Source organism: Streptomyces sp. NBC_00775 (genome assembly GCF_036347135.1).
In the GTDB taxonomy this organism is placed as follows: domain Bacteria; phylum Actinomycetota; class Actinomycetes; order Streptomycetales; family Streptomycetaceae; genus Streptomyces; species Streptomyces lutosisoli.
In genome coordinates this window covers 3,148,959-3,170,509 of sequence record NZ_CP108938.1, presented here as the reverse complement: position 1 = coordinate 3,170,509, position 21,551 = coordinate 3,148,959, and the positions used below count along the sequence as shown (strand labels likewise).

General features: G+C 69.4%; 17 protein-coding genes. 6 read left to right on the top strand and 11 right to left on the bottom strand.

Features of this window, described 5'->3' with window-relative positions; genetic code table 11:
• Positions 1-19: 19 nt before the first annotated feature.
• The 3 genes from OIC96_RS14080 to OIC96_RS14070 are packed head-to-tail and all read right to left on the bottom strand — an operon-like array spanning position 20 to position 2,985.
• On the bottom strand, positions 20-562 hold the full coding sequence (locus OIC96_RS14080; RefSeq protein WP_330307510.1) for a hypothetical protein: 543 nt from the start codon (positions 560-562) through the stop codon (positions 20-22).
• Between the two features lie 20 nt (positions 563-582).
• Positions 583-1,092: a hypothetical protein gene (locus OIC96_RS14075; protein ID WP_330307511.1), complete on the bottom strand. Its 510-nt coding sequence runs from the start codon at positions 1,090-1,092 to the stop codon at positions 583-585.
• A 24-nt stretch (positions 1,093-1,116) separates the two neighbouring features.
• Positions 1,117-2,985: a ricin-type beta-trefoil lectin domain protein gene (locus OIC96_RS14070; protein WP_330307512.1), complete on the bottom strand. Its 1,869-nt coding sequence runs from the start codon at positions 2,983-2,985 to the stop codon at positions 1,117-1,119.
• A 132-nt stretch (positions 2,986-3,117) separates the two neighbouring features.
• Between OIC96_RS14070 and OIC96_RS14065 the strand changes: the two genes are divergently transcribed.
• Entirely contained in the window at positions 3,118-6,129 is a 3,012-nt protein-coding gene (locus tag OIC96_RS14065; RefSeq protein ID WP_330307513.1) for a glycoside hydrolase family 3 protein, read from the top strand.
• A 162-nt stretch (positions 6,130-6,291) separates the two neighbouring features.
• Positions 6,292-7,650 (top strand): hypothetical protein, encoded by a 1,359-nt coding sequence (locus OIC96_RS14060; RefSeq protein ID WP_330307514.1) that lies wholly within the window; start codon positions 6,292-6,294, stop codon positions 7,648-7,650.
• Positions 7,651-7,753: 103 nt separating this feature from the next.
• On the opposite strand, the gene OIC96_RS14055 is transcribed toward OIC96_RS14060, so the two are convergent.
• Positions 7,754-8,212: a MarR family winged helix-turn-helix transcriptional regulator gene (locus OIC96_RS14055; protein WP_330307515.1), complete on the bottom strand. Its 459-nt coding sequence runs from the start codon at positions 8,210-8,212 to the stop codon at positions 7,754-7,756.
• An 83-nt stretch (positions 8,213-8,295) separates the two neighbouring features.
• On the opposite strand from OIC96_RS14055, the gene OIC96_RS14050 reads away from it, so the two are divergent.
• Positions 8,296-9,378, top strand: coding sequence for an FUSC family protein (locus OIC96_RS14050; RefSeq protein ID WP_330307516.1), 1,083 nt, complete (start codon positions 8,296-8,298; stop codon positions 9,376-9,378).
• Positions 9,379-9,465: 87 nt separating this feature from the next.
• Here the strand turns inward: OIC96_RS14050 and OIC96_RS14045 are convergent, their stop codons facing one another.
• On the bottom strand, positions 9,466-9,912 hold the full coding sequence (locus tag OIC96_RS14045) for a MarR family winged helix-turn-helix transcriptional regulator (protein ID WP_330307517.1): 447 nt from the start codon (positions 9,910-9,912) through the stop codon (positions 9,466-9,468).
• A 140-nt stretch (positions 9,913-10,052) separates the two neighbouring features.
• On the opposite strand from OIC96_RS14045, the gene OIC96_RS14040 reads away from it, so the two are divergent.
• Positions 10,053-11,507, top strand: a complete 1,455-nt coding sequence (locus OIC96_RS14040) for a DHA2 family efflux MFS transporter permease subunit (protein ID WP_330307518.1) — start codon at positions 10,053-10,055, stop codon at positions 11,505-11,507.
• 164 nt (positions 11,508-11,671) lie between these two features.
• Here OIC96_RS14040 and OIC96_RS14035 read toward each other — a convergent pair whose 3' ends face one another.
• Together OIC96_RS14035 and OIC96_RS14030 are read right to left on the bottom strand one after the other, a co-directional pair.
• Positions 11,672-13,276 (bottom strand): subtype B tannase, encoded by a 1,605-nt coding sequence (locus OIC96_RS14035; RefSeq protein ID WP_330310299.1) that lies wholly within the window; start codon positions 13,274-13,276, stop codon positions 11,672-11,674.
• A 469-nt stretch (positions 13,277-13,745) separates the two neighbouring features.
• On the bottom strand, positions 13,746-14,366 hold the full coding sequence (locus OIC96_RS14030; RefSeq protein WP_330307519.1) for a YceI family protein: 621 nt from the start codon (positions 14,364-14,366) through the stop codon (positions 13,746-13,748).
• A 470-nt stretch (positions 14,367-14,836) separates the two neighbouring features.
• Here OIC96_RS14030 and OIC96_RS14025 point away from each other — a divergent pair, with 470 nt between their 5' ends.
• On the top strand, positions 14,837-16,444 hold the full coding sequence (locus OIC96_RS14025) for an acyl-CoA carboxylase subunit beta (RefSeq protein ID WP_330307520.1): 1,608 nt from the start codon (positions 14,837-14,839) through the stop codon (positions 16,442-16,444).
• A 56-nt stretch (positions 16,445-16,500) separates the two neighbouring features.
• A complete protein-coding gene (locus OIC96_RS14020; RefSeq protein WP_330307521.1) occupies positions 16,501-16,692 on the top strand; it encodes an acyl-CoA carboxylase subunit epsilon in 192 nt (63 codons plus the stop codon).
• 59 nt (positions 16,693-16,751) lie between these two features.
• On the opposite strand, the gene OIC96_RS14015 is transcribed toward OIC96_RS14020, so the two are convergent.
• The 4 genes from OIC96_RS14015 to OIC96_RS14000 form a co-directional block, all read right to left on the bottom strand.
• On the bottom strand, positions 16,752-19,772 hold the full coding sequence (locus OIC96_RS14015; protein ID WP_330307522.1) for an NACHT domain-containing protein: 3,021 nt from the start codon (positions 19,770-19,772) through the stop codon (positions 16,752-16,754).
• A 108-nt stretch (positions 19,773-19,880) separates the two neighbouring features.
• A complete protein-coding gene (locus tag OIC96_RS14010) occupies positions 19,881-20,462 on the bottom strand; it encodes a GTP-binding protein (protein ID WP_330307523.1) in 582 nt (193 codons plus the stop codon).
• Positions 20,443-21,042 carry a DUF742 domain-containing protein gene (locus OIC96_RS14005; protein ID WP_330307524.1) on the bottom strand — a complete coding sequence of 200 codons (600 nt, stop codon included), beginning with the start codon at positions 21,040-21,042 and terminating at the stop codon, positions 20,443-20,445. The genes OIC96_RS14010 and OIC96_RS14005 overlap by 20 nt, the downstream gene beginning before the upstream one ends.
• A 94-nt stretch (positions 21,043-21,136) precedes the next feature.
• Entirely contained in the window at positions 21,137-21,550 is a 414-nt protein-coding gene (locus tag OIC96_RS14000; RefSeq protein WP_005479603.1) for a roadblock/LC7 domain-containing protein, read from the bottom strand.
• Position 21,551 lies beyond the last annotated feature (1 nt).

Below are 21,551 nucleotides of genomic sequence, written 5' to 3'. Positions count from 1 at the left end.
TAGCGGCCCCGGCGACGCGTCAGCACGAGTCCTCGGCGAGTCTCTCGAACTCGCCGAGGCTCATGGCACGGTCGTCGGCCCAGACCTGGCCAGGCTTGAGCCGGTTCAGGTCGGCGGGCCGGAAGGTGACCGTGCCGGTGTACTCGTAGTTGTACTCGGCCTTCCCGAAGGCGAGTTCGTACGTGTACGCCGGCACCAGCCGCTGCTCCCCGGCCGCGCGGCTGTGCCACTGCCGTGGCGGCGAGAAGAGCGGGAAGTCGGCGTCGGAGCCGTGCCGCTTGCCGGGGACCTTCCAGCCGGAGCGGTTGCGGACGGAATCGGAGCCGGAGTCCGCCGTGTCCGGCACGCCGGTGAGGCCGAGCCCCTGGACGAGGTCGTCGCCGCACGGCCGCAGCAGCGCCCGTGGGGCGCCGGACGCGTCCAGGTAGACCGCGGCCAAGGGGCGCAGCTCGGCCCCGCACCCGCTCAACAGCGCCAGCGCACCCACGGCACTCGCCAATCCGGCCACGCGTCGCCGTATCCGGGTCGTCGGATCGGCCACCGCCGCCTCGCGTCGTCGCATCCATGTCACCGCGCGCCCCCTCAGCACTTGTCGTCGACAAGGTCCTCGAAGGCGTGCCGGCTCATGGCACGGCCGTCGGCCCAGACCTGGCCGGGCTTCAGCCGGTTCAGATCCTCGGTGGTGAAGTAGACCCAGACGTCGTACGGGGACCAGCCGGAGCGGGGGCCGGTGACATCGAGGGCGTAGGTGCGACCGGGCCGCAGCCGCTGAGGCCCGGTCGCCTCCGTCTGCCAGGCGGTGGGTGGCGAGAAGAGAGGGAACGTCGCCGTGGAGACCTCGACCTGCTCGCCGAACTCCGGCTGCCAGCCGGTGTCCTGGGCGTCCGTTTCAGTGGCGCCCGCGTGGCTGGTGGGCCAACTGTGCAGTTCGGCCCGGCTGCCGTGGTCCCCGTCGCACAGCCGCACGGTGGCGACCGGCGTGCCGTCCCCGTTCAGCCAGACGGCCACGAGCGGCAGCTGTGCCGGGCTGCACCCGCCCAGCAGCAGACACCCCGCGACCGCACCCACAACGGCCACCCCCGTACGCCTCATGCCCCCACCCCTCCGCCGACGCGGCTACTGCAAGTGCCACTTCTGGTTGGCGGCCCCGGTGCACGACCAGATCTGTGCCCGTGCCCCGTTCGCCGACGAGTTGTCGGTCACGTCGAGGCACTTGTTCGCCGCTGTGTTCACCACATCACCGGCGGCGGAGTTGTACGACCACTGCTGTGCACCGGTTCCATTGCAGTCGTACAACTGGACCTTCGCGCCGTCGGCGGTCGAAGCCGACGTCACGTCAAGGCACTTGCCGAGCGCCCGCACCGTCCCGTCGGTCTGCACCGTCCACTGCTGCGCGGTCGACCCGTTGCAGTCGTAGAGCTGCACGGCCGTCCCGTTGGTGCTCGAACCCCCAGCCACATCAAGGCACTTGCCGGCGAGCCCCACGAACGCCCCGGTCTGGTTGCCGCCCCCGGCCTGTGTCCCCGACCAGGTGAAGGTGGCGGACGTCTTGCCGGGCAGGGAGTAAGTCGCGTGCTGCCCACCCCAGTTGACGGTGACCGTCTTCGCGGTCGAAGCGTCGTTGTACGCGATGAGCGCTTTGCTGCCGTCAGGGTTGCGCCACGCCACGTTCGGCACGGCGGTGGACGCCGTGGAGGCGATCCGCTGGGCACCCGGCCGTACGAACTTCGTCAGATGCCCCATCGTGTAGTACTCGATCGTGTAGTCGACGGTCCCGCTCGCGCCGTCCCCGTTGTGCACGGTGATCAGCCCGGTGCAGGTGCCGCAACCGCCGTTGTGCGGGCCCATGTTCTGGTCCACAGCCAGCGACCACTTCGTGACCGACTTCGCCCAGTTCCGGGTGTAGTCGATGATGTTGTTCATGTCCTCGCGCTGCTGGTTGGCGATCCAGGTGCCGCCCGAGTGCTCGGTGCCGAAGGCGTCCAGCGTGGGGTACTGGTTGTGGACGGTGGTCTGCTTGGTGACGTCACCGCCGTAGCCGTGCCAGGCGATCCCGCCGAAGTTCGGGTGCGAGCGGACCGCCGCGTCGTCGACGGTCGAGGCCGCGTAGGAGTCGTACACGTCCCAGTTCCAGTCGTGGGCAAGGACCTTGGTGGACAGCCCCGCCGCCTGGAGCTTCGGCAGCAGCTCGCTCTTCGTGAAGTACGCCAGTCCCGAGGCGTTCCAGCTCATCGACGGATAGCCGGAGCAGCACGTCGGCTCGTTCTGGACGGTCACGTACGACACCGGAACGCCCTGATCCTTGTACGCCTGAAGGTACTTGACGAAGTAGGTGGCGTACGCCCCGTAGTCCTCGGACTTCAGCCAGCCCCCGTTGAGCGACCCGCTGTCCTTCATCCAGGCCGGCGCGGTCCAGGGCGAGGCCATCACGGTCAGGGAGGGGTTCAGCTGGAGCGCCTGCTTGGTCAGCGGCACCACGTCGGCCAGGTCGTGCGCGATCGAGAACGACGTCAGGTTCGGGTCCGTCTGCCCGGCCGCTACGTCGTCGTACGAGTACCCGTACCGCGCCAGGTCCGACGCGCCCATCGGATTGCGCAGGAACGACAGCCCGATCCCGTCCGTCGGCGAGAACAGCTTCTGCATGGTCGCGTTCCGGGTCGCCGCCGACAGTGCTCCGCTGCTGTTCATCAGCCAGGCCGCGGTGTCCGTGAAGGACGCGCCGCCGCCGGTGAAGGTCTGATAGCGGGTGTTCTCGTCGACGGTGATGTTCTCGCCGCTGCCGCCGCTGCCGGACTGGAAGGCGAACGGTGTCTGGGCCTGGAGCCCGCGGACGACATGCCGTCCGCCGGTGTCGTCGGTGGTGGTGAGCCAGGCGGTCACCTGTTCACCGGCCGCGTGCGCGGGGGGTACGGCCGCGGTGAGGCCGGCCACGGAGAGCAGTCCGGCCAGTAACAGCCGGGCCGTGCGGGGGGTTCTCCTGGACATGAAAGCGTCGCCCTTCCTGACGAGACGTCTTGACGGGTCTGCGGGCCGTTAGTTAACTCACGGCGTGATCTAAGTCATGAGTGAACTGTGCGAACCAGAGTGAACCAGAGCCCCAGAGCCGAGGGAAGGTCCATGCCAAGAACCGCCCTGCTCGTCTCCACCGCCCTGTTGGCCGCGCTGCTGTCACCGGCCGTGTCACAGGCGGCCGATGACCCCGCCCCTGTCCCCGTCGACCGTTTCGAAGGCGAGGTGCCCTTCGCGAGCCAGCCCGCCGAGGGCATCTTCACCTGGGGCAGCGACAACGACGACCCGCCCCAACTCGCCCTGACCGCACGGTCGGACGCCCCCGAGGGCGCCAATGTCCTCACCGGCACCTACGACATCAGCGGCTACGGCGGCTTCACCCACGACTTCGCCGCCGGCCAGCCCGCCCACGACTGGTCCGCGCACAAGGGCATCCGGTTCTGGTGGGACGGCCAGAACACCGGCAAGAAGACCGCGTTCGAGATCAAGGACGGCGGTGCGAACGGCGAGGCCTCCGAGCTGTGGACGACGTCCTTCACGGACGACTTCACCGGCTGGAAGCAGATCGAGATCCCCTTCACGGACTTTGTCTACCGCACGGACTACCAGCCCGTCGGCGGCATCGACCAGGTCCTCGGTCTCACCGGGATGTGGGGGTACGCGGTCACTCTCCCGGTCGGCGTCAAGGGCCAGTTCGCCATGGACGACGTCGAGTTGTACGGCAAGGCGGACCAGTCCCTGCGGGCGAGCGTCCGCACGGACTCCGCCGTCTATCCGGTGAAGGAGGGCGGCACGGCCACGGTGCGGGTGTCCGTCGCCACCACCGGTTCCGCCCCGATCGACGAGCCCGTGACCGTCGCGTACGAGAGCGCGGGCGGCACCGCCGAGTCCGGCAAGGACTACACACCGGTCAAGGGCGAGATCACCTTCCCGGCGGGCACGGCGTCCGGCGCCTCGCGCACGGTCCAGGTGTCCACGCTGAAGGACAAGTCCGCCGAAGCGGCCGAGACGATCCCCCTCAAGCTCACGGTCACCGGCGCGAAGGCCCCCGCCGAGACCCCGCAGGTCGTCATCGACGCCCACGGACTGCCGTACCTGGACGCGAAGCTGCCGCTCAGGAAGCGGGTCGCCGACCTCGTGTCGCGGATGTCACTGGAGGAGAAGGCCGGGCAGATGACCCAGGCCGAGCGCGGCGCGCTGACGGCGCAAGGCGACATCGCGACGTACGACCTCGGCTCGCTCCTCTCCGGCGGCGGTTCCACTCCCACCCCCAACACCCCCGCGGCCTGGGCGAAGATGATCGACGCCTTCCAACTCCGGGCGCAGGCAACGCGGTTCCAGATCCCGCTGATCTACGGCGTGGACGCGGTACACGGCCACAACAACCTCACCGGCGCGACGATCATGCCGCACAACATCGGCATCGGCGCGACCCGCGACCCCCGGCTCGCCGAGCGGACCGGCGCGGTGACGGCATCGGAAGTCCGCGCCACCGGCATCCCGTGGGACTTCGCCCCCTGCCTCTGTGTGACCCGCGACGAACGGTGGGGCCGCTCGTACGAGTCCTTCGGTGAGGACCCGGCGCTCGTCAAGTCCATGGAGACGATCATCCAAGGCCTCCAAGGCGCCCGCAGCGGCAAGGACTTGAAAGACGACGACAAGGTGCTCGCCACCGCCAAACACTTCGCCGGCGACGGCGGCACGGAGTACGGCTCGTCCACGACGGGCTCGTACACCATCGACCAGGGCATCACGAAGGTCACGCGCGAGGAGCTGGAGGCCATCCATCTCTCGCCCTACCAGACGGCGGTCGACCGCGGCATCGGCTCGGTCATGCCGTCCTACTCCTCGCTGGACATCCTCGGCGACGGCCAGGGCCCGGTGAAGATGCACGCCCGCGCGGACATGATCAACGGCGTGCTCAAGGACCGCATGGGCTTCGACGGCTTCGTCATCAGCGACTGGGCGGCCATCGACCAGATCCCCGGCGACTACGCGTCCGACGTCCGTACGTCCGTCAACGCCGGCCTCGACATGATCATGGTCCCGTACGCGTACAAGGACTTCCGTACGACACTGATCGACGAGGTGAAGGCGGGCAGGATCAGCGAGAGCCGGGTCAATGACGCCGTCTCGCGGATCCTCACCCAGAAGTTCAAGCTGGGCCTCTTCGAAAAGCCGTACGCCGACACGAGCGGCGCGGCGGCAATCGGTTCACCCGCGCACCGGGCGGTGGCCCGCGAGGCGGCGGCCGAGTCCCAGGTCCTGCTGAAGAACTCGGCCGGCGTCCTGCCGCTGAAGAAGTCCCAGAAGGTGTACGTCGCCGGATCGAACGCCGACGACATCGGCAACCAGACCGGCGGCTGGACCGTCACCTGGCAGGGCGCGTCGGGTCCCGTCACCCAGGGCACGACGATCCTGGAGGGCATGCGACGCGCGGGCGGTGACGTCACGTACTCGAAGGACGCCTCGGCACCTACGTCCGGCTATGACGTGGGCGTGGTGGTCGTCGGCGAGACCCCGTACGCCGAGGGCGTGGGCGACGTGGGCAACGGCAACGACCTGGAACTGACCGCGGCCGACGAAGCGGCCGTCGACAAGGTGTGCGCGGCCATGAAGTGTGCGGTGCTGATCGTTTCGGGCCGCCCGCAACTGATCGGCGACCGTCTCGCCGGCATCGACGCGCTGGTCGCCTCCTGGCTGCCGGGAACGGAGGGCGACGGAGTGGCGGACGTGCTGTACGGCACGCGGGCGTTCACCGGTCAACTCCCGGTCACTTGGCCGAAGTCGGAGTCCCAGCTCCCGATCAACGTCGGTGACACGTCGTACGATCCGCAGTTCCCGTACGGCTGGGGCCTGACGACCCTGACCAAGGTGCCCGCAGGCGGCGCGGTGACCCTGAAGGCCCTCGCCCGGGCCGCCGAGGCCGCAGACCGCACCGGCTCCGCCGAAGCCGGCCGAGCCGCCGTGACCCAGGCCCGCCTCCTGGTCCAGCAGAAACTCGGCCAGACCCTCACCCCCACCACCACCAAACCCTTCGCCAACGCCGACCACCTCCTTCTGACCGGCCACTACGCCTCGGCGATAGCGAGCCTGACGGAGGCATACAGAGCCGCCTAGAACCGTTCCCCGCGCCCCTAAAAGGGGCGCGGGGAACTGCGCAATCTTTTAGGGGGGTCTGGGGGCGCAGCCCCCAGGTACGGATGGGACGGGTAGGGGCGGCGGGGGCGAAATACCAGCCCCGATGTCCAGATTTGCGCACCTTCGGGTAGCTTCGAAGACATGAAGGCCGTACTCGCCCGAGGACTCCCAGGCCTGCTGATCGCACTGATGCTGGCCGCCCTGACGGCGCTCGCAACCCCCGCCCCCACCGCCCACGCGTCCACCGACATCTCCACCATCGCAGCGGCCCTCAGAAAGAGCCCGGTCTACGTAGACCCCGCCGCCGCAGCCCAGCTCTCCACCACGGACGCGGACTCCCTGGCCAAGAAGATCGAGCACGCGGACAAGCCCATCCTCATAGCAGTCCTCCCCGCCGGCTTCCCCACCCAGAACCTCTTCCAGAACCTCCGCACCTCCACCGGCATCACAGGCCTGTACGCCATTAGACTCGGCACCCGCTTCGACGCCCGCGCCGACTCCGCCGTGATGCCCCGCACCGCCGTACAGAACCTGGTCACCAGCGTCCAGGGCGAGAACAACACGAACACCCAGCTGAACGACTTCACGGACCGCGCGCTCAGCAACATCGGCGGCTCGGCCCCGGCGAGCTGGAGCGGCGACGGCGACAAGGGAAGCGGCGTCTCCACGGGCGCCCTGATCGTGCTCGGTGCTGTGGTCGTCGCGGGCGGCGCGGGCGCGTACACCCTCGTACGCCGCGACCGCCGCCGTAAGGCACGGGAACAACAGGAAGCACTGGACAAACTCCGCGTCGTGGTCGACGAGGACATCACGGCCTTCGGCGAGGAACTCGACCGTCTCGACTTCCACCCGGCCGAAGCGGGCGCCGACGACGCGATGCGGGCGGACTACGAGCGCGCGCTGGACGCGTACGAGCAGGCGAAGGCGTATATGGCCGCGGCAACGCGCCCCGAGGACGTACGAGCGGTCACGCAATCCCTGGAGGACGGCCGTTTCTCGCTCGCGGTGCTCGCCGCGCGCCGCGAGAGCCGCCCGATCCCCGAGCGCCGCGCCCCCTGCTTCTTCGACCCGCGCCATGGTCCCTCCGTCGCCGACGCGACCTGGACCCCCGCGGAAGGCGCGTCCCGCGAGGTCCCGGTCTGCGCGGCGGACCGGGCCCGCCTCGCCGACGGCGCCGACCCGGCGATCCGCGAGGTCGAGACGGACTACGGTCGCCGCCCGTACTGGGACGCGGGCCCGGCGTACGGCCCCTGGGCGGGCGGCTACTTCGGCGGCGGCGTACTGCCCGGCCTCCTCATCGGCACGATGCTGGGCAGCATGATGTCCAGCCCCTCGTACGCGGCCGACTACGGCTCCGGGTACGGCGACTTCGGCGCCGGCGGCTACGACGGCGGCGATGTCTCGGGCTCCGACTTCGACCCCGGCGACTTCGGCGGCGGCTTCGGGGACGGCGGAGGCGGCGACTTCGGCGGGGGAGGGGACTTCGGCGGAGGCTTCTGAGGGAGAGCGCCGACGCAGCCCCTTCAGGACCAGAGGAAGTCCCGTATTGGGACGCGCAGTTCAATTACCGGGAGACCGGTAGTCCAGTTTCGGGACCGGTGGTTCAGTTACCGGGACCCGTGGTTCGGTCGGCTTCGGATACCTCGGCGTCCGCGAGCCGGTCCATCAGCGCACCCGCGAGCCGCAGCACCTCGCGCTCGGTCTCGCTCAGCGTGCCGAGCGCCGCGGCCAGCCAGACGTCTCGCTCGGCCATGTCCCGCTCCAGCGCGCGGCGCCCCTCCGCGGTGAGCGTGAGCACGGACTGGCGCCGGTCGGCGGTGCCGGGCTCCCGGGCGATCAGCCCGTCCGCCTCCAGCTCGGCGAAGACCCGGGTCAGCGACTGCGGCCGCTGCCGCTCGGCCGCCGCGACCTCGCCGGGTGTCGCGGGCCCGTGCCGCCGCAGATGCCCGAGCACCCCCAGCTGATTCGGGGTGAGCGCACCGTCGCCCCGCTCCTGCCGCAGCCGGCGGTTGAGCCGCATGATGCCGCGGCGGATATGGGCGGCGCGGGAGAGCTGGTCCATGGGTGGATCGTACGCGACTGCGTACTGTTGCGCATCTATTGCGGCCTATCTTGACCGCTCTCGCCTGGCGTACCATCTGCACGGTGACCGTCAAACTCATACGCAACGCTTACGAAGCTTCGCTGACCATGACGGCCGTGCTGCTCTGCTGGGCCGCCGCCCTGTGGCTGGAGGGTGCCGTCGGACTGCACGCCGACGTCCTCGTCCTCGCGGTCGCCCTGACCCTCCCCCTGGCGAGCGTCCAGCGGACCGCGGACACCCGCGGACGGCTCATGTCCTTCGTGCTGCTGCCCGCCGTGGCCGGAGTCTCGATCCTGCTCGGCCACCTCGTGGCGGATCACTACGCGGCCGGCGCCGCCGTCTTCACCCTCGCTATCTCCCTGCCGATCTGGATCCGCCGCTTCGGCCCGGCCGCGACGAAGGCGGGGACCCTGATGACGCTGCCGCTCATCGCCCTGCTCGTGATGCCGGGCCCCACGCTGCCGCCCAAGGCCCAGTCCGCGCTGGTGAGTTGGGGCTGGGCGGCGCTGATCGGGGTGCTGGCGTGCGGCTGCGTCCGGCTGGTCCAGGCGCTGGCCGACCGCCTTGGCCCCTGGCGGCCCGAACCCGCGCCGGACCGCCCCCGGCGCCCCACCCGGCTGCGCCCCCGCCCGAGCACACGCATGGCCGTGCAGATGGCGGCCGCCGTCGCCGGGGCCTTCGCCCTCGGACGGCTGCTCTTCGACCAGCACTGGCCGTGGGTGGTCCTCACGGCGTATGTGGCGGCGAGTGGCAACCGAGGCCGAAACGACGTGGCACGCAAGGGAGTCGAACGCTTCGTAGGGGCCTGCGCGGGAACGGTACTGGCCACCGGGGTGGCCATGGCCGGGATCACCGGCCGGACGTCCGTCGTCCTGATGTTCGTCGTCCTGGCCCTCGCCCTGTGGCTGCGCCCGCTGAACTACGCGTACTGGGCGGCGGGCATGACCACCGCCCTCTCCCTCCTCCTCGGCTACTACGGCCAGGACGCACAGAGCCTCCTCCTGACCCGCCTCGAAGCGATCGCGCTGGGCGCGGCACTGGCGGTGGCGTCGGCATGGTGGCTCCTCCCGGTACCGGCACCAAGACGCCATGGTCCCGACGGGTCATCCCCACGCCTCCAGGACACCGGCCACCGGCACGCGTGACGCTCACCGGCGGCATGCCACCAGCCGGGCGGCGAGGGCCGGCTGTCCCGACGGTGTAGACGCCCCCCTCCTTACCGCTTTACCGCGTCACGTCTGATCGCGCGGAGCCAGGTGGCGGGCCAGCACCTCCAGCGCGTCGGCGACCTCCTTGCGCTGCTCGGGCGTGCTGTCGCCCAGGGCCGCGTCGAGGGCGTCGTCGATGGTGGTGGCCCTGACCTCGGCGACGCGGGCGGAGGCCTGCGGGGCCTGGCGGACGAGGAGGCGGCGGCGGTCGGCCGGGTCGGGTGCGGTGATGACGGCACCGGTGTCCTTGAGGCGGGCGACGGCGGTGGAGACCTGGCTCTGCGGCAGGCCCGTACGGGCGGCGATCTCGCCCACGGCGGTGTCGGGGTGGGTGGCCACGTCACTGGCCACGATGAGGACGGACCGCACGCTGCCGCCGTGGCGCCCGGCGCCGCCTTCGGGCTCCGGCATCGCGGCTTCGCCGATCTTCATCAGGGCGCGTCCGAGGAGGAACAGCTCGACTCCGTTCATGCCCCCAGATTACATCAGGATCGATGCATCGATGTTGGATGCATCGAGACTAGATGCATCACTCTTGATGCATCTAAAAAGATGGATTACTGTTCTGGCAGGCACCCGGACACCGCCGGGCGGACGGAAGGGGCACGATCATGCGGAAGTGGCGAGCGAACCCGTGGGCGGTTCTGGTGACGCTCTCGCTGGGGTTCTTCATGACCCTGCTGGATCTGACGATCGTGAACATCGCGATCCCGGACCTGATGAGCGACCTCGGCACCTCGCTCGACCGGACCCTGTGGGTGGTCAGCGGCTACGCCCTGGCGCTGTCGGTGCTGATCATCACGGCCGGCCGGCTCGGTGATCTGCGCGGGCCGCGGACGCTGTTCGCGGCGGGCCTGGTGGTGTTCACGCTCGCCAGCGTCGCCTGCGGGCTCGCCCCCACCGCGACGGCTCTGATCGTCGCCCGGGTCGTGCAGGGTCTGGGCGCGGCGCTGCTCACCCCGCAGACCATGACCCTCATCGTCGCCGTCTTCCCGGCCGAGCGCCGCGGCACCGCCATGGGCGTCTGGGGCATGGTCGCCGGGCTGGCCACCCTGTCCGGGCCCACCCTGGGCGGTGTGCTGGTCTCCGCCGTGAGCTGGCGCTGGATCTTCCTGGTCAACGTGCCGATCGGGGTGGCCGCGTTCGTCCTGACGTTCCTGGTGGTTCCCGACATCCGGCCGGCGCGGGCCCACCGCCTCGACCTGACCGGCGTCCTGCTGTCCACGGCCGCCCTGTTCTGTCTGGCCTTCGGCCTCCAGGAAGGCGCGAACTACCAGTGGGGAGCGGGGATTTGGACGCTGCTCTCCGCCGGGGCCGCGCTGGGCGCCGGCTTCGTCCTGCACCAGCGGCGCCGCCAGGACCGCGAACCGCTCGTCCCGTTCGCGCTGTTCCGGGACCGCAACTTCACCGCGATGACCGCCCTGGTCGGCCTGGTCTCCGTCGCCATGCTCGGCATGGTCCTGCCGTTCAACCTCTATCTGCAGTCCGTGCTGCACCTCAGCCCCGTCAAGGCCGGTCTGGTGCTCGCCCCCTCGTCGCTGGTGTCGATGACCGTCGGCCCCTTCGCCGGCCGGCTGGCGGACCGTATCGGCGGCAAGTACGTCCTGCTCACCGGGCTCGTCTGCTACGGCGCCGGGATCCTCGCCCTCACCCTGACCGCCGCGCCCAGCACCGCCTGGTACGCCTTCGTCCCGGCCACCCTGGTCACCGGTCTCGGCGTCGGCTGCATCATCGCCCCCATGTCCACCGAGGCGATGCGGCACATTCCGCGCCACCTCGCCGGGGCCGCCTCCGGCGTCAACAACACCGTCCGCCAGATCGGTTCCGTGGCCGGTGCCGCCGCCGTCGGCGCCCTGGTCCAGAGCCGCCTCGCCGCCGAACTCGCCACCGGCAAGACCTACGCCGCCGCCTTCACCGCCACCTTGCACACCACCGCCGTCCTGCCGCTGGCCGTGCTGGCCGTCGGAATCCTGGCCTGCCTGCTGCTGCGCCGCGACACCGCCGGGCTGCCGGCTGCGGAGAGCGTCCCGGCCGGCGGTCGGCCGCAGCCCGCAGGGTGCCGCTGAGACGAGTCCCGCACATCCCGTACACCCCGCAAGTTCCACACGTCCCACAACACCGCGACGCCGAGCCCCGGATGTGCGGGGGCTCGGCGTCGTTTTCGGCGGCGTCCGTTGCAGACGGGAAGGCGGGAAGACAGGAACGGACGTCGCGTCGAGGGGGCGGGAGGCTACTTCCCGGCGCGCTTCTTGTGGCCCGTCACCTTGGCGATCCAGGTGAGGAAGTCGGCCGGGTCGATGTTCGACCCGTGACCCTCGTCCCAGTAGTAGAGGTGGTTGACGTCGTCGCCGAGGTTGTCGGCGGCGGCCGCGATGTTGGCGGAGACCGTCAGCGAGGTGTCGGAGTCCTTGGTGCCGAGGCGGATCCACCAGTGCTTCGAGCGGCCCGGGTTCTTCTTGGCGAACTGGTACATCGGGTTCATCAGGTCGAGCTTCTCGGGGATGTCGCTCGCGACCCGCTTGGTGGTCAGGCCCGTGGTGTCGTTCTTCGCGCCGTACGCCGTGAAGTGGCGGGTCTCGGTCGTGCCCGCGCCGAACTCGTTGTTCTCGCCCGCGGACAGGTCGAAGGCGTCGAAGGCCGGCGTGGTCTTCTTGCGCGCGCCCACGTGGGTGAGGAAGTCGGCCCAGGTGAAGGTGGCCTTCTCGCCGTCCCAGTCGATGAACGTGTTGGCGGCGAGGTAGGTCGTGCGGTCCGCGTCCGACAGGTCCGCCAGGTACGTGGTGGCCGACGGCTCCAGGTACTGCTTGACCATGTACTCGTCGTAGTTGCGGGCGTTGAGCTGACCGAAACCGTTCAGACCGCGCAGCTTGAGGGACGCCTGGTACTCGGCGAACTGCGACTGCAGGTCCTTCGAGACGGTCTGGTCGACGACCTTGCCGGTGCTCGCGGTGACGTTGGTGCCCCAGTTCCACTCGTAGGCGCCGTCGGCGTGCTCCAGGTCGGTGATCGGGCACCAGGCGCCGGTCGCGAAGATCGCGTCGGACGCGTCGGCGGCGCCGAGCTCCTTGAGGTAGGAGTCGTAGATCGGGCTGTCGCCGGACGCGCCGAGCAGGGAGGACAGCGCGCCGCCGGCGCTGGTGCCCGTGGACACGATCCGGTCGGTGTCGCCGGGGATGACGCCCTTGTTGGCACGGACGTAGCGGACCGCGGCCTTGAGGTCGACGATCGCGGCGGGCGCGGTGCCGTAGTAGGTGCCGTCGCTGTCCTTGAGGGTACGACCGCGCGCACCCGGCTCCACGACGACGTAACCCGCCGCGAGGCCCAGCTTGCCGAGGTTGACCATGCCGCCCTGGGCGTTCACCATCGCGTTGCCGCCGGACTGGACCTCACCCGTGCCGCTGCTGGCGGATGCCGAGGCGCTGGGGGAGGCGCTGGTACCGGTGCCGCCCGTGGGGCCGCCGCTCATGCTCGCGCCGCCCACGCCGGTGGCGTCCGCGACGGACGACGGCATGTAGCCGCCCACCGAGTTGGCGAAGACGATGGGAGCGTTGGTGGCGTCGACCGCGGTGCCGTCGATCTTGACGGGGACGCTGACGTTCAGGCTCTGGTACGCCTCGTCGACCGGGTTGGTGACGTAGGTGATGGCCTTCCAGAAGTGGTAGACCACCTCGTGGTCGGTGCCGCCGGCGTCCGTGATGGTCGTCGTCAGCTCGGTGTAGGCGTCCTTGTCGAAGGCGAGGGCGTCCGAGGTCTTCGATCCGGACTTGCTCGATGCGTTCGCGCTCAAGGCGAAGCCGCCGGCTGCCACGACTCCGACGGTCGCGCCCATACCCATGACGACGGTCCTGCGCTTCACTGCCCTGTGCTTCACTGAGGTCTCTCCCCTTCGCGGCATGTCCGAACTGCCGTCGAGTCGAAGTGATACGCGCCGGACGCCCACGCAGTGGATGCAGGCCAGTGCGGTCAACGCGCTGACGGTCGGGGCCTTGGCCGGGACCGCAGCGCCGGTGCGGGTTCGTTGCCTACACGTGGCGCCCTACTCGATCTTGTGTTGCGAACGTAATTTGCCGCGCCAATTATTGTCAACAATTCTGTTGATTTCATTGTGAACACTCAAGATCTCATGGCGGGCCCACAGGATTCGCCCAGGGTTTCTGAGAGCGGCTGAGAATGTCCGGGGATTCTTCAAGGCGGAAATTGACCTGGAGGGGCGTTCGGGCATGCCGGAGCGCCCGCCCTCCTCGTACGGGGGAGTTGGAAGGCGGGCGCGCTCAGGGGTGCCGGGTGCCGGCGAAAGGGAAGGGTCAGCCGGCGTTCTTGATCGCCGAGATGTCGAAGACCAGCTTGATCTTGTCCGAGACGAGGACGCCACCGGTCTCCAGCGCCGCGTTCCAGGTGAGGCCCCACTCGGAGCGCAGGATCTCGGACTTGCCCTCGAAGCCGACGCGCTCGTTGCCGAACGGGTCCTTCGCGGCGCCGTTGAACTCCAGGTCGATGGAGAGCGGCTTGGTGGTGCCCATGATCGACAGCTCACCGGTGATCCGGTAGTCGTCGCCGCCCAGCGCCTCCGCCTTGGTGGAGCGGAACGTCATCGTCGGAAACTCGTCGGTCTTGAAGAAGTCGGAGCTCTTCAGGTGACCGTCACGGTCGGCGGAACCGGTCTCGACGCTGTCCATCTTGACGTCGAGCGAGGCGGTGGACTTGGACGGGTCCGAGCCGTCCAGGTGCAGCGTGCCGTCGAACTCCTGGAAGCCGCCCTTGACGTTCGTCACCATCGCGTGACGCGCTACGAAGCCGATCGTCGAGTGCGAGGGGTCGATCGTGTAGTCGCCGCTCAGCGCGGCCAGGTCGGGGCTGACGGCTGCGGCCCCGGCGGTCGTGGCCGTGGCGTCGGCGGCGTCGCTCTTGCGGCTGAAGATACCCATGACGTTGCTCCTAAGGGACGGGTCGCGGATTCGTCCGGAAGCCGCGGCGTTGAGGATGTTGAATCTTCAACGAGGTCAACATGAAGCACCGTAGACCTATTCCATTCAAGTTTCAACATCATCCGCAGCGTGTTCACGACGTTACTTCGAGTTGCTTCCGCCCGCCCTCCGGCGGACGCGGGTACCCTCGCCGTGCACCGTGCGCACCCCCTCCGTGGGGGTCGCACCGACGCCTGGTCCGGGAGGCCGGCCGAGGGTCCGTATCACCCAGGGGATGGCATGTGCCACTCATCAATGTGAGGTGGCTCTCAGGTGATTGCTTTGTGAGACCTCTACAACCCAGAGGCCCTCTGAGCAGTCAGATCGCCTGCATGTAGTCGTGGTTCTGTTCAGGGGTACCAGGAAAACGGGCCGGAGACTGTACGGAGTCGACGGCTCGCTTTCCTTGGTGGACTTCGTAAGGTCACTACATGACCGTTTTGGACGAGGCCGGATCCGCAAGCCCCACAAGTTCCGCTGGCGAACCCACCGACGCGCGCGGACGTGTGGCCGAACTGCACGCGATCCGTGCCGAGGCGCTGCGGGGCCCCAGCGAGAAGGCGACCGAGGCGCAGCACGCCAAGGGCAAGCTGACCGCCCGGGAGCGCATCGAGCTGCTGCTGGACGCGGGCTCGTTCCAGGAGGTCGAGCAGCTGCGCCGGCACCGGGCGACCGGATTCGGCCTGGAGGCCAAGAAGCCGTACACCGACGGTGTCATCACCGGCTGGGGCACGGTGGAGGGCCGTACGGTCTTCGTGTACGCGCACGACTTCCGCATCTTCGGCGGCGCCCTGGGCGAGGCCCACGCCACGAAGATCCACAAGATCATGGACATGGCCATCGCGGCCGGTGCGCCGCTGGTGTCCCTGAACGACGGCGCCGGCGCCCGTATCCAGGAGGGCGTCTCCGCCCTCGCCGGCTACGGCGGCATCTTCCAGCGCAACACCAAGGCGTCCGGCGTCATCCCGCAGATCTCGGTCATGCTCGGCCCGTGCGCCGGCGGCGCGGCCTACTCGCCCGCCCTCACGGACTTCGTGTTCATGGTCCGCGAGACCTCGCAGATGTTCATCACCGGCCCGGACGTGGTCAAGGCGGTGACGGGCGAGGAGATCACCCAGAACGGCCTGGGCGGCGCCGACGTCCACGCGGAGACGAGCGGCGTCTGCCACTTCGCGTACGACGACGAGGAGACCTGCATCGCCGAGGTGCGCTACCTCCTGTCGATGCTCCCGCAGAACAACCGCGAGAACCCGCCGCAGGTCGCGTCCGAGGACCCGGCGGACCGCCGCTCGGACATCCTGCTGGACCTGGTCCCCGCGGACGGCAACCGCCCGTACGACATGGCGAAGGTCATCGAGGAGCTTGTCGACGACGGCGACTACCTGGAGGTCCACGAGCGCTGGGCCCGCAACATCATCTGCGCGCTGGCCCGCCTGGACGGCCAAGTCGTCGGCATCGTCGCCAACCAGCCGCAGACGCTGGCCGGTGTCCTGGACATCGAAGCGAGTGAAAAAGCTGCGCGCTTTGTCCAGATGTGTGACGCTTTTAACATTCCGATCATCACCCTCCTGGATGTCCCCGGATTCCTCCCGGGCGTCGACCAGGAGCACGGCGGGATCATCCGTCACGGCGCGAAGCTGCTCTACGCCTACTGCAACGCGACCGTGCCGAGGATCTCGCTCATCCTGCGCAAGGCGTACGGAGGTGCCTACATCGTCATGGACAGCCAGTCCATCGGGGCCGACCTCACCTACGCCTGGCCGACGAACGAGATCGCCGTGATGGGCGCGGAAGGTGCCGCCAACGTCATCTTCCGCCGTCAGATCGCCGAGGCAGCCGATCCCGAGGCGATGCGGGTGCGCATGGTCAAGGAGTACAAGGCCGAGCTGATGCACCCGTACTACGCGGCGGAGCGTGGCCTGGTCGACGACGTCATCGACCCGGCGGAAACCCGCGAGGTCCTGATCAAGTCGCTCGCGATGCTGCACACCAAGCACGCGGACCTGCCCTCGCGCAAGCACGGCAACCCCCCGCAGTAACCCTGCGGATCCTCCGCGGCAGCCCCGCGGAAACCTCTCTCACGGAGACTGAACCTATGAACACCCCTGACATCCGCGTCGAGAAGGGCCACGCCGAGCCCGAGGAAGTCGCCGCCATCACGGCGATCCTCCTGGCCCGTGCCGCCGCCGCCCCCACTGATGCTCCGGCCCACCGCGGCCGCCACAAGGCCGGCTGGCGCCGGCTGGAGCGCGAGCCCGGGTTCCGGGCGCCGCACAGCTGGCACTGAGGGTTTTTGACGCCTACAGCCCCGTTCTCCTGGTGGAGGGCGGGGCTGTGGTGTGGGGGTCAGTGGACGGTGACGCGTACGCCAAGGGCGCCGAGGGCGTGGGGGTCGTCGGGCAGAAGGCAGCCGCGCAGAGTGAGCTGCTTCACCTTGGGCGGAAGAAACTCCGGCGTCCTCAGCCAGGCGGCGACGTCGAAGAGCTGGAGAGTCAGGTGCAGCCCGGGCAGTGCGGACGGCGCGTGCAGGTTCTTGGGCAGGCAGACCTGGTGGGCGGCCAGCTTCACCTCCTTGAGACCGGAGCAGTGGCTGAGAGCGGCCAGGTCGGTGGTGGCGCTCACGTCCCAGAGCGAGAGGTGGGTGGTCGCCGGCCCCAGGCGCAGCCCGTCGAGGCTCGGCGTTCCGTTGAGGTCCAGCTGCAAGAACTTCAGGTGTCGCAGTTCGGCCGGTGCGTCGAGACCCTTCACCGCTATGTCGCCGAAGAGGGCGGCATGGGTCAGGCTGGGCTGGCTCCGGAGTGCGGAGAGGTCGGCCTCGCCGCGGAGATGGAAGGCGGACAGACTCGTCAGTCGTGGCAGCTCCCCGAAGGCTTCGAGGTCTGTGAAGGGATACATGATCCATACGTTGGTGATGGACCTCAGCCGGGTCGCGATACGCCACTGACCGGAGTGCGTGAGTTTCACGGTCCGGCCCGCCAGCGGCAGCCGCGACAGAACCTGGTCGGCGTAGGCCTCCGCGTCGAAGTAGCGCCAGGCGCCGATGAGTTCGTCGACCACGGTGGGCCGCTCGTCCCCCACGTACCCCGCCAGCAGCCGCAGCGCCTCCGCACCCCCGATCAACGCCACTGTCCGCACCGTCTGCACGGCGGCCTTCTCCGTCAGCTCGCCCAGCGATCGCGGCATCCGGCGCAGCAGGCTCGGCCCCACCGCCGCCAGGGCGGGCGGATCAGTCACCCGACGGGCCGGGAGCAGCTGCGTCACCGCCTCCTCCAGGCGCCCCGCGAGCCCCTCCGGCATGGTGGGCAGCGTCTCCTGACGGGAAGCCGCCAGCAGCCGCAGCGTCCGCGCGTACCGGGGTTCGCGCTCGGCCCGGTCGAGGATGCCGCCCAGCAGCTCCTCCCGCTGACGGCTGTTGGCATGCCCGGCCGTCATGATGATCGTCTCGCGCCACAGGTCGAGGTGGGCCCGCTCGACCAAGTTGCCGATGTGGTCCTCCTCCGCGGCCTCCTCGGCGGCGAGGTACTCCTGGAAGGTCCGGTGTACGAAGTCCAGACGATCCTCGGCGGGGGAGCGGAGCAACCCGGAGCGGTCCCTCAACTGCTCAAGGACCTGCGTGCCGTCCATGACCTCCAGATGCCGCATCGCCGTCAGCTTGGCCCCGACATAGCCGGCGGCCCGCTCCAGAGCGATCTCGCTCCGGTTGTTGTTGGACAACCGCCACGCCAGATCCCGCAGCACGACGAGCTTGTCGCCCAGGCTCAGTTTGCTGGCAACCGCGCTGGGCACGTTCCGGTCCGCGTCCCGGTCGTGGACCAGCGTATGGAGCGCGCTGCGATACAACTCCATACGGTCGCGCGGAAGTTGGCTGCCCCGGTTGAGGTGCATGGCGCACAGCATCGCCGCCAGCAGGGGAGTGCCCGCCAGGGACTGGAGATGCGCCCGGTCCTTGAGACTGGTCAGCAGGGACTGCTCGTACCCCGGAAGGTCGTCCACCGCACAGGGAAGCTCGTCCCCCAACTCCCGTACCGCCTGATGCCACTGCCGCACGAACGCCGCCAGGTCCGGAGGTGTCATCCGGTCCAGATTCAAGGTGGCGAAGTCCTCCCGGCGCAGCCAGTCCGCTCCGGCCGCCGCGGGACGCGAGGTGACGACCACGCGGACATCGCCGTACGTCCGCAGCAGCGTGCGCAGCCAGTCCCGTACCGCACGCCGCTCGCGGTCGAGCAGCTCGTCCACGCCGTCGATGAGCAGCAGTGCCTTGCCACTGTCGAGCTGCCGCTCCACCCACCCCCTCGGCATGATGCCCGTGAGAGGAGCGGCAACCCCATCGAGCATCGCCTCCGGCGTCGGCAGGGGGCGGTCGCTGTACTCGCGCAGCTTCACGAAGACCGGGGTAAGGCCGTTCCAGTCCGCCAGCTCTCCGGTGAAGGCCCCTCGGGCAGCCGTGACGGCCAGCCAGCGCAGCAGAGTCGTCTTTCCCGAGCCCGCCTCACCCCGCAGCAGGACCCGTGCGGCTCCGCCCAGCGCGGCCTCGACCCGCATCCCGGAGCCCTCGCCGCCCGCCTCCTCCCAGTCGCTCATGTCGGCCCGCAACTGTGGCAGGGAGCGGGCGGTCCGGCGGCGGTGCGTGCCGTCGTCGCCCGTGGCCCGCAGGCTCACATACGCCACCGACAGCCGTACCTGCGCCGCCGCCCGGTCCGAGGCCCGGCGGAACAGCTCCACCTCGTCGAGGTCCTCGCTGACGAGTTCCAGGTAACGGCGGCGGAAGGCCGTGTCCTGGTCCATGCCGTCCGGCGCGAAGAGCGAGCGGTCCGGCAGCCGCTCCAGAATCCGCGCGACTTCGCCGCCCAGGGTGGCCGTCCGGGCCAGCAGTTCGGCCAGTGCCCGTTCCTCGAAGACCGGAAGGCTCCGCACGATGCGGACGTAGTACTCGACGCACTCGGCGAACAGCCGCTCGTAGAGGCGGGTTTCCGGCTCGCTCAGACCGACCGGTGCCCGCACCGTTCCCGTGATCCGGCGGATCAGTTCAGCCGGCTGGGCATCCGCGGCCAACAGCGCCTCGTCCGACAGATCCGCCCGCTCGAAGGTGTCGCACACCGCGTCGATCACGGCCGTGCGGCCCGACTCGTCCAGTGCCCGGAACTCGTGCTCCAGGAACGGCTCCACGCGGTCGAACACCGCGTCGGCGATCTGCTCGAACTGCCGCTTCACACTCCGCTGGAACTTCACCCCGGGAACCCTCACCCGGGCCAGCTCCTCGATCGGCAACCGGCGCTCCTGCTCCCGCCGTCTGCCCCCCAGCCACAGCTGCGCCGCCGTGTTCGCCACGGTCGTCCCCAGCCGTAACGCCGCCGTCTCCGCGAGCATGCAGTCCCCTCCCCAGGCGATGCGAACCCACGCATTGTGGCCCACGGACAACGGCCCCCGCTTCTCCTGTGGAGAAACGAGGGCCGCTGCCTCGGAAGTGCGGTACCGCTAGCGCAGGCGCGCCATCAGCGCGTGCTCGACCAGCGTGATCAGCGCTGACTTCGCGTCCGCGCGGTGGCGGGCGTCCGTCGTGATGATCGGGGTGTCCGGGCCGATCTGGAGTGCCTCGCGGACCTCGTCCGGGTTGTAAGGCTGGTTGCCGTCGAAGCCGTTCAGGCCGATCACGAAGGGGAGGCCGCTGTTCTCGAAGTAGTCGACCGCGGGGAAGCAGTCGGCGAGCCGGCGGGTGTCCACGAGGACGATGGCGCCGATGGCGCCGCGGACCAGGTCGTCCCACATGAACCAGAAACGGTCCTGACCGGGGGTGCCGAACAGGTAGAGGATCAGGTCCTGGTCCAGGGTGATGCGGCCGAAGTCCATGGCGACGGTGGTCGTCGTCTTGTCTCCGGTGTGCGTGAGGTCGTCGATGCCCGCGGAAGCGGACGTCATGACGGCCTCGGTGCGCAGCGGGTTGATCTCCGAGACGGCGCCGACGAACGTGGTCTTGCCCACGCCGAAGCCGCCCGCCACCACGATCTTCGCGGACGTGGTGGAGCGGGAAGGCCCTCCGCTAGAGCTTGCGAAGTCCACTGAGCACCCTTTCGAGCAAAGTCACGGCTGGCTGGCCGCCGGCGCTCTCGTCGCCGCCCGGCTGATGAATGGCGACCAGGCCCGCCTCCGCCAAGTCGGCGACGAGGATCCTGGCCACGCCGAGGGGGATCGTGAGCAGCGCCGAGATTTCGGCGACCGACTTGATCTCTCGGCAGAGGTTGCAGATCCGCTGATGCTCGGGCAGCTGGCCCTGCATCTGGTGCGGCTGCGCGGTGGTGTGCACCAGCGCCTCGATGGCGAGCTGGTAGCGGGGCCTGGTGCGGCCGCCCGTCATGGCATACGGGCGCACCAGGGGATTGTTCGACGATCCCGCGGGCGACGGCTCGGGTGAGCGTCGCTGCGGCTGCACAGGCTGGATGCGCGGTGCCGGCGGCTGGTCGTACGGCGACGGACCGGGACCCTGGGGGCCCTGGGGCGCGTACGGCTGCTGCCGGTGGCTGGGCGCGGAGGGGAAGTTGTACCGGTTCGGGTTCTGCGAACCGTCACCCTGGCCGCCCTGCCCCTGGCCGGGGCCGTACGACCAGTTGCCCGAAGACGAACCGCCTGGGGGTGTTGCCACTTTCTCCTCCTCCGACTGTGCCGGGCACCCATCACTGAGGGACCGCGTCCCGAAACCTTACGGCCCCGGGACGCCAAAACGCACCGTGTGTCTGCTAGTTGAGAAGGCTTCCCTGGAGCTCTGCTCGAAGGTCCGGGGTCAGGACCGTACCCGCACGGTCCACCAGAAGTGCCATCTCATACCCAATGAGACCGATGTCCGCCTCCGGGTGTGCGAGGACGGCGAGCGACGAACCATCGGAAACGGACATGATGAAGAGGAATCCTCGCTCCATCTCCACAACCGTCTGGTTCACACTGCCTCCCTCGAAGATGCGGGAGGCTCCCGCGGTCAGCGAGGTCAGACCGGACGCGACGGCCGCCAACTGGTCGGCGCGGTCACGGGGAAAGCCTTCGGACATCGCCAGAAGGAGTCCGTCGGCGGAGACCACCACCGTGTGGGACACCCCAGGGGTGTTGTCCACGAAGTTGGTGATCAACCAGTTCAGGTTCTGCGCCGCCTGGCTCATC

Coding starts and splice junctions, on each gene's coding strand:
- OIC96_RS14070 (WP_330307512.1), bottom strand. CDS start 2,985: ATGTCCAGGAGAACCCCCCGCACGGCCCGGCTGTTACTGGCCGGACTG.
- OIC96_RS14000 (WP_005479603.1), bottom strand. CDS start 21,550: ATGAGCCAGGCGGCGCAGAACCTGAACTGGTTGATCACCAACTTCGTG.
- OIC96_RS14015 (WP_330307522.1), bottom strand. CDS start 19,772: ATGCTCGCGGAGACGGCGGCGTTACGGCTGGGGACGACCGTGGCGAAC.
- OIC96_RS14045 (WP_330307517.1), bottom strand. CDS start 9,912: ATGAACGGAGTCGAGCTGTTCCTCCTCGGACGCGCCCTGATGAAGATC.
- OIC96_RS14025 (WP_330307520.1), top strand. CDS start 14,837: ATGACCGTTTTGGACGAGGCCGGATCCGCAAGCCCCACAAGTTCCGCT.
- OIC96_RS14055 (WP_330307515.1), bottom strand. CDS start 8,212: ATGGACCAGCTCTCCCGCGCCGCCCATATCCGCCGCGGCATCATGCGG.
- OIC96_RS14065 (WP_330307513.1), top strand. CDS start 3,118: ATGCCAAGAACCGCCCTGCTCGTCTCCACCGCCCTGTTGGCCGCGCTG.
- OIC96_RS14020 (WP_330307521.1), top strand. CDS start 16,501: ATGAACACCCCTGACATCCGCGTCGAGAAGGGCCACGCCGAGCCCGAG.
- OIC96_RS14075 (WP_330307511.1), bottom strand. CDS start 1,092: ATGAGGCGTACGGGGGTGGCCGTTGTGGGTGCGGTCGCGGGGTGTCTG.
- OIC96_RS14080 (WP_330307510.1), bottom strand. CDS start 562: ATGCGACGACGCGAGGCGGCGGTGGCCGATCCGACGACCCGGATACGG.
- OIC96_RS14035 (WP_330310299.1), bottom strand. CDS start 13,276: ATGGGTATGGGCGCGACCGTCGGAGTCGTGGCAGCCGGCGGCTTCGCC.
- OIC96_RS14030 (WP_330307519.1), bottom strand. CDS start 14,366: ATGGGTATCTTCAGCCGCAAGAGCGACGCCGCCGACGCCACGGCCACG.
- OIC96_RS14060 (WP_330307514.1), top strand. CDS start 6,292: ATGAAGGCCGTACTCGCCCGAGGACTCCCAGGCCTGCTGATCGCACTG.
- OIC96_RS14040 (WP_330307518.1), top strand. CDS start 10,053: ATGCGGAAGTGGCGAGCGAACCCGTGGGCGGTTCTGGTGACGCTCTCG.